Origin of the sequence: Mesorhizobium silamurunense (assembly GCF_014843825.1) — a bacterium.
GTDB lineage: Bacteria > Pseudomonadota > Alphaproteobacteria > Rhizobiales > Rhizobiaceae > Mesorhizobium > Mesorhizobium silamurunense.
On record NZ_JHQR01000183.1, the window covers coordinates 1 to 5841 of the forward strand.

General features: G+C 65.1%; 8 protein-coding genes. 4 read left to right on the forward strand and 4 right to left on the reverse strand.

All coding sequences use genetic code 11. From position 1 onward, the window contains the following. The 4 genes from DH10_RS20615 to DH10_RS20630 form a co-directional block, all read left to right on the forward strand. Positions 1–596: ABC transporter ATP-binding protein (locus DH10_RS20615; protein WP_192385273.1), on the forward strand; the 596-nt coding region annotated here is incomplete at its 5' end. Between the two features lie 14 nt (positions 597–610). Next, the gene (locus DH10_RS20620) at positions 611–1561 is read left to right on the forward strand and encodes an ABC transporter permease (protein ID WP_210325215.1); all 951 of its coding nucleotides are present in this window, start codon (positions 611–613) and stop codon (positions 1559–1561) included. Then, positions 1551–2366, forward strand: coding sequence for an ABC transporter permease (locus tag DH10_RS20625; protein ID WP_192253426.1), 816 nt, complete (start codon positions 1551–1553; stop codon positions 2364–2366). Before DH10_RS20620 ends, DH10_RS20625 begins: the two co-directional genes overlap by 11 nt. 20 nt (positions 2367–2386) lie before the next feature. Beyond that, positions 2387–3814 (forward strand): gamma-aminobutyraldehyde dehydrogenase, encoded by a 1428-nt coding sequence (locus DH10_RS20630; protein WP_192253423.1) that lies wholly within the window; start codon positions 2387–2389, stop codon positions 3812–3814. A gap of 136 nt (positions 3815–3950) precedes the next feature. On the opposite strand, the gene DH10_RS20635 is transcribed toward DH10_RS20630, so the two are convergent. The 4 genes from DH10_RS20635 to DH10_RS20650 form a co-directional block, all read right to left on the reverse strand. After that, positions 3951–4265: a hypothetical protein gene (locus DH10_RS20635; protein ID WP_192253420.1), complete on the reverse strand. Its 315-nt coding sequence runs from the start codon at positions 4263–4265 to the stop codon at positions 3951–3953. A gap of 40 nt (positions 4266–4305) precedes the next feature. Continuing rightward, positions 4306–4668, reverse strand: a complete 363-nt coding sequence (locus DH10_RS20640; RefSeq protein ID WP_192253417.1) for a nuclear transport factor 2 family protein — start codon at positions 4666–4668, stop codon at positions 4306–4308. 77 nt (positions 4669–4745) lie between these two features. Further along, complete coding sequence (locus DH10_RS20645) at positions 4746–5219, reverse strand: carboxymuconolactone decarboxylase family protein (protein WP_192253414.1); 474 nt, start codon at positions 5217–5219, stop codon at positions 4746–4748. 108 nt (positions 5220–5327) lie between these two features. Then, the coding region (locus DH10_RS20650; RefSeq protein ID WP_246811606.1) for a helix-turn-helix transcriptional regulator at positions 5328–5841 on the reverse strand (514 nt) is incomplete at its 5' end.

Here is a 5841-nt window from a genome sequence, read left to right on the forward strand (position 1 = left end):
TCTCCGGCGGCCAGCGCCAGCGCGTCGCGCTCGCGCGTGCGCTCGTCAACCAGCCCAAGGTGCTGCTGCTCGACGAGCCGCTCGGCGCGCTCGACCTCAAGCTGCGCGAGAACATGCAGGAAGAGCTGAAGTCGCTGCAGAAGGTGCTCGGCATCACCTTCGTCTTCGTCACCCACGACCAGGGCGAGGCGCTGTCGATGGCCGACCGCGTCGCCGTCTTCAACGACGGCAGGATCATGCAGGTCGGCACGCCCGAGGATATCTACCAGCGGCCGAAAACGCGCTTCGTCGCCGACTTCGTCGGTTCCTCCAATGTGCTGCCGCCGGATTTCGTCCAGCGCTACTCCGGCCAGCATCGCTGGGGAAGTCTCAGGCCTGAATCCATCCGCGTCTCAAGCGCGACGAGCGGCGACGGCGTTGCCGCGCGCCTGGTCGGGACCAATTACCTGGGCGCCACGACAAGGCTCGCGCTCGATGCCGATGGGCTGCGCCTGCATGCGGTCGTGCCCGCCGGCGCTGCCCTGCCGCAGGAAGGCGAGGCTGTCATGCTGACCTTCAATCGCGAGAGCCTTCATTTGATGGACGAGCCGGCATGAGCCTCGATGCTGCGATGCCACGTGCCACGGCCCCCGCCATCCTGCCGGGCAGCGGCGGCCTGCGCGGCGCGCTCTCAGATCTGTTCTGGCGCCGGCCGAAGCTTCTGCTTTTCCTGATGCTGCTGCCGCCGGTCCTGTGGCTGGGCATCGTCTATATCGGCTCGCTCTTCGCGCTGCTGGCGCAGAGCTTCTTCTCCATCGACGAGTTTTCCGGCCTCATCAACCGCGAATTCACGCTGAAGACCTATGGCGACCTGTTCCAGGCCGCCAATCTCGACATCATCATGCGTACCGTGACGATGGCCGCACTCGTCACGCTCGCCTCGGCGATCGTCGCCTTCCCCATCGCCTATTATGCGGCGCGATACGCGCGCGGCCGCTGGAAGGCGCTGTTCTATCTCGGCGTCATGCTGCCGCTGTGGTCGAGCTACCTGGTCAAGATCTACGCCTGGAAGCTGATCCTCGCCAAGGAAGGCATCCTCACCTGGCTGCTCGCCAAGCTGAATCTTTTGTGGCTGCTCGATGCCTGGCTGTCGCTGCCCATCGTCGGCGGCAATTCGCTGTCGGTGTCCTTCACCGGTACTTTCATCGTCTTCGTCTATGTCTGGCTGCCTTTCATGATCCTCCCCGTTCAGGCGGCGCTCGAACGAGTGCCCGGCAATCTGGTCGAGGCCTCGTCGGATCTCGGCGCCTCGCCCGGCCAGACTTTTCGCAACGTGCTGTTCCCGCTGGCGCTGCCCGGCATCGTCGCCGGCTCGATCTTCACCTTCTCGCTGACGCTCGGCGACTACATCATCCCGCAGATCATCGGGACCTCGCGGCTTTTCATCGGCCAGGCCGTCTATTCGCAGCAGGGCACCGCCGGCAACATCCCGCTCGCCGCCGCCTTCACCGTGGTGCCCATCGTCATCATGGGCTTCTACCTCTGGGGCGCCAAGCGCATGGGGGCCTTCGATGCGCTCTGACCGCGGCCAGTCCGCTCCGCTCGGCCTGAAGATCGCCGCCGCCTGCGGCCTGCTCTTCCTGCACCTGCCGATCCTGCTGATCTTCGTCTACGCCTTCACAACCGAGGAGAAGAGCTTCGTCTGGCCGCCGCCGGGGCTCACCACGCAATGGTTCGCCGTCACCTGGAACCGGCCGGATGTGTGGGAGGCGCTGTCGCTGTCGATCCGCGTCGCGGCCATCTCCACGGCGATCGCGCTGGTGTTGGGCACGCTCTGTGCCGCCGCGGTCTCGCAGACGCGCTTCTTCGGCCGCGAGACCATTTCGTTGCTCGTCATCCTGCCGATCGCGCTGCCCGGCATCATCACCGGCATTGCGCTGCGCTCCGCCTTTGCGCTCGCCGACATCCCGTTCTCGTTCTGGACGATCGTGCTCGGCCACGCCACCTTCTGCGTGGTCGTCGTCTACAACAACGCCGTCGCCCGCTTCCGCCGCACCTCCGGCTCGATGATCGAGGCCTCGATGGATCTCGGCGCCGACGGCTTCCAGACTTTCCGGCATATCGTGCTGCCCAACATCGCAACCGCCCTGCTTGCCGGCGGCATGCTCGCCTTCGCGCTGTCCTTCGACGAGGTCATCGTCACCACTTTCACCGCCGGCCAGCAGCAGACGGTGCCGATCTGGATGCTGGAAGAACTGATCCGCCCGCGCCAGCGTCCGGTCACCAATGTCGTCGCCATGGTGGTCGTGCTGGTGACGCTGCTGCCGATCCTTTTTGCCTACTACCTGACCCGCGACGGCGACCAGATAGCCGGCTCGGGCAAATAACCGAATAAGGGAGAAACCCCATGGACACTCAAATGCTCATCGGCTCGAAATTCGAGAAGGGCACCGAAACCGAGGAGCCGATCCTCAATCCGAAGACCGGGGCGACCATCCTCAACTTGGCCGAAGCGAGCCCGGCGCAGATCGAGGTAGCGGTCGCGGCGGCCGGGAAGGCTTTCGCCAGCTGGTCGCGCACGACGCCTGCGCAGCGCTCCGGCTATCTCTTGAAGATTGCCGACCGCATCGAGGCCGAAGCCAAGGAGTTCGCGGCGCTCGAGGCGCTGAACTGCGGCAAGCCGATCAATGCCGTGCTCAACGACGAGATCCCGGCGATCGTCGATTGCTATCGCTTCTTCGCCGGCGCGGTGCGCTCGATGCCCGGCCAGGTCGCCGGCGAATATCTGCCCGGCCACACCTCGATGGTCCGGCGCGATCCGATCGGTATCGTCGCCTCCATCGCGCCCTGGAACTATCCGCTGATGATGATGGCCTGGAAGCTGGCGCCGGCGATAGGCGGCGGCAACACCGTCGTCTTCAAACCGTCGGAGCAGACGCCGCTGACGGCTCTGAAGCTGGCGAAGATCCTGTCGGAAATCCTGCCCGAGGGCGTCGTTAACGTCGTGCTCGGCCGCGGCGACAGCGTCGGCAACGCGCTGATCAACCATGCCAAGGTCAACATGATCTCCATCACCGGCGACGTCGCCACCGGCAAGAAGGTGCTGCAGGCGGCCGCCAAGTCGGTCAAGCGCACGCATCTGGAGCTCGGCGGCAAGGCGCCGGTCGTCGTCTTCGACGACGCCGACTTGGGCGCCGTGGTCAACGGCCTGCGCGCCTTCGGCTATTACAATGCCGGCCAGGACTGCACCGCCGCCTGCCGCATCTATGCCGGCAAGAAGATCTACGACAAGCTCGTCGCCGACCTCTCCTCGGCGGTCTCGACCATCAAGTACAATTTGCCCGACGACACCGAAAACGAGATCGGGCCGCTGATCTCGCGCCGCCAGCGCGACCGCGTGTCGAGCTTCGTCGAGCGCGCCTCGGAATTGAAGCACATCGAGATCACCACCGGCGGCAAGCCGGGCGAGGGCTCAGGCTTCTACTACCAGCCGACGGTCGTCGCCGGCGCGCTGCAGGAAGACGAGATCGTGCGCCGCGAGGTCTTCGGTCCGGTCGTCTCGGTGACCCGCTTCTCGGAGGTCGACGAAGCCGTGAACTGGGCGAACGACAGCGACTACGGTCTTGCTTCCTCTGTGTGGACCAGGGACGTCTCGCGCGCCATGGCGACCGCCGCGCGCCTGCAATATGGCTGCACCTGGATCAACACCCACTTCATGCTCACCAACGAGATGCCGCATGGAGGGCTCAAGCAGTCCGGCTACGGCAAGGACATGTCGCTCTACGCGCTGGAAGACTATACCGCCGTTCGCCACGTGATGGTCGCGCACGGGTGAATGTTTCCCTGTCCCCGTTTACGGGGAGAGGGTGGCCCGAAGGGCCGGATGAGGGGCAGCGCAGGCATTGCCGAGGCCGGCTCCGCCCTCATCTGCCTGCCGGCATCTTCTCCCTGTGAACGGGGAACGCCAAGCACTACTCCACGATCCGCAAGATCTGCCAAACGCTGGTGCCCGACACCACATAGGGCTCCAGTTCCTTGCCCCATTTGGCATGCGCGTCGATCTTGGCGATCTTGGCGAAGAATTCCTCCAACTGGGCTAGGGTCTCGACCTGGTGATGCGTCTCGATCGTCGCTTCGCGCGCGCCGATCGATCCGGTCATGATCTGGAACTTGAGGTCGGCGATGCCGACCTGCGAGCCGATCTCGCGTTCCCATTGCCGCATCATCTCGATCACGGTCTGCTTGTGGCCGAACTTGGCGTCGATCTGCCATCTGGCACTGAACATTTTGTTCTCCTCCCTGATTGCGGTTGAGCCCGCGGTTGATCTACTCGTCCCAGGCCTGCACGACAGTCTGCCGGGCGATGCGGCCGTTCTTCAGCTCCAGCATCGCCGCGCAGAACACCTTCGTGCCGTCCGGATAGGCGCAGGCTTGCGTGAAGGCGAGGCTGTCGCCCTCCGTGATCGTGGTGTCGACCTTGTGGGTCATCGCCCGGCTGCAGATGTCGTCCCAGAAGGTGCTGATCGCCGCGCGGCCGCGGATTTCGCGCGGCTTGCTCGGCGGGTTGTTGCGGTCGATCACCCGCACCAGCGCATCGTCATTGTAGAAGCTCGACAGCATTTTTCCGTCACGGCCTTCGATCGCCTTCTTGATCGCCGCGCCGTCCACTGTTTGTGTCTTGGTCAGCATTTTGATCTCCATGGCCCGTCTGACCGGGCGTTCGATGGGGGTGCTGCCCGGCGCCGTGCCGGGCAGCACCATGCCTTTCACTGCGACTTCGCCTTGACGGCCGCGAACAGGTCGTCGGTCTGCTTCTTGAAGGCGCTGAGGTCGACCTGGCTGCCGTTGAGCATCGTCGACCAGTGACGCACGATCGCCGCCATCGCTATCGTCTCCTTGATCTCCTCGTCGCTCGCGCCGTTGGCCTTGGCGGCCAGCGTGTGGAAATAGATGCAGTATTGGCAGGGGATCTGCGAGGCGACCGCAAGGCCCATCAGCTCCTTGGTCTTGCCGTCAAGCGCTGTGTTGGGATTGAGCTGCACGCCCTTGATCTCGGCCCAGGCGCCGGCAACGGCGACGTCCGGCAGCGTCTTGAACATGTCGGGCACCGAGCCGAGCGTGGCCTGGATGTCCTTGTAGGCGGCCGTTGCCGAAGCGTCTTCGGCCCGCGCCGGGGTGATGGCCAGCAATGCGCCTGCGGCAAATGCCAGCAATCCGATCTTGCGATGCAGTTTCAGCATTTCATCCTCCATTCGCAGTGCCGTCTCGGCGACATCGCCCGGCCTGCATGGGAAGAATTCGTAACCCTCAAGTCGCCTTCGCCGCTTCGCTCGAAAGCGCCATGGCTCTCATGGCCCGTCCGGGCCAGGATGCCTGGCCGAAAAGGCCGCCGCCGCCGCCCGCGACGGCAGGTCGAGCTTGAGCAATATGTTGGCGACGTGCCGCTTGACCGTGTGCTCGCTGAGCTTCAGCTCGGCGGCGATCGCCGCATTGCTCATGCCGTCCGCAATCAGGCTCACCACCTCGCTTTCCCGCGCCGTCAGTGCTGCCGGTTCCATGGCCCTGGGCTTGGGGCGGCAGGCCGGTTCCAGATGCTGTTCCGATGTCGCCTGGACCACCGGCAGCGGTTCGCCCAGCTCGTCGAGGCTGATGCGGCCGGCATCGACGAAATGCAGGCCGGAACCTATCGCAAGTTCGGCGACCAGCCGCGAAGCGAGGATGTCGCCGCGCCCGGCATGGACGGCGAGCTGCATCGTCACCCGCGCCGCCAGGCCGACCGGCTGGCCGCGCATTTCGATCTCGCCCACATGCACCCCTTGAGCACTTGCCACGCCGATCTGCTGCGCCGCGTCGCGCAGCGCC

Bases quoted from the DNA above. Each gene is read 5' to 3' on its own strand.
- DH10_RS20620 (WP_210325215.1), top strand. From the start codon at position 611: ATGCCACGTGCCACGGCCCCCGCCATCCTGCCGGGCAGCGGCGGCCTG.
- DH10_RS20635 (WP_192253420.1), bottom strand. From the start codon at position 4,265: ATGTTCAGTGCCAGATGGCAGATCGACGCCAAGTTCGGCCACAAGCAG.
- DH10_RS20640 (WP_192253417.1), bottom strand. From the start codon at position 4,668: ATGCTGACCAAGACACAAACAGTGGACGGCGCGGCGATCAAGAAGGCG.
- DH10_RS20625 (WP_192253426.1), top strand. From the start codon at position 1,551: ATGCGCTCTGACCGCGGCCAGTCCGCTCCGCTCGGCCTGAAGATCGCC.
- DH10_RS20645 (WP_192253414.1), bottom strand. From the start codon at position 5,219: ATGCTGAAACTGCATCGCAAGATCGGATTGCTGGCATTTGCCGCAGGC.
- DH10_RS20630 (WP_192253423.1), top strand. From the start codon at position 2,387: ATGGACACTCAAATGCTCATCGGCTCGAAATTCGAGAAGGGCACCGAA.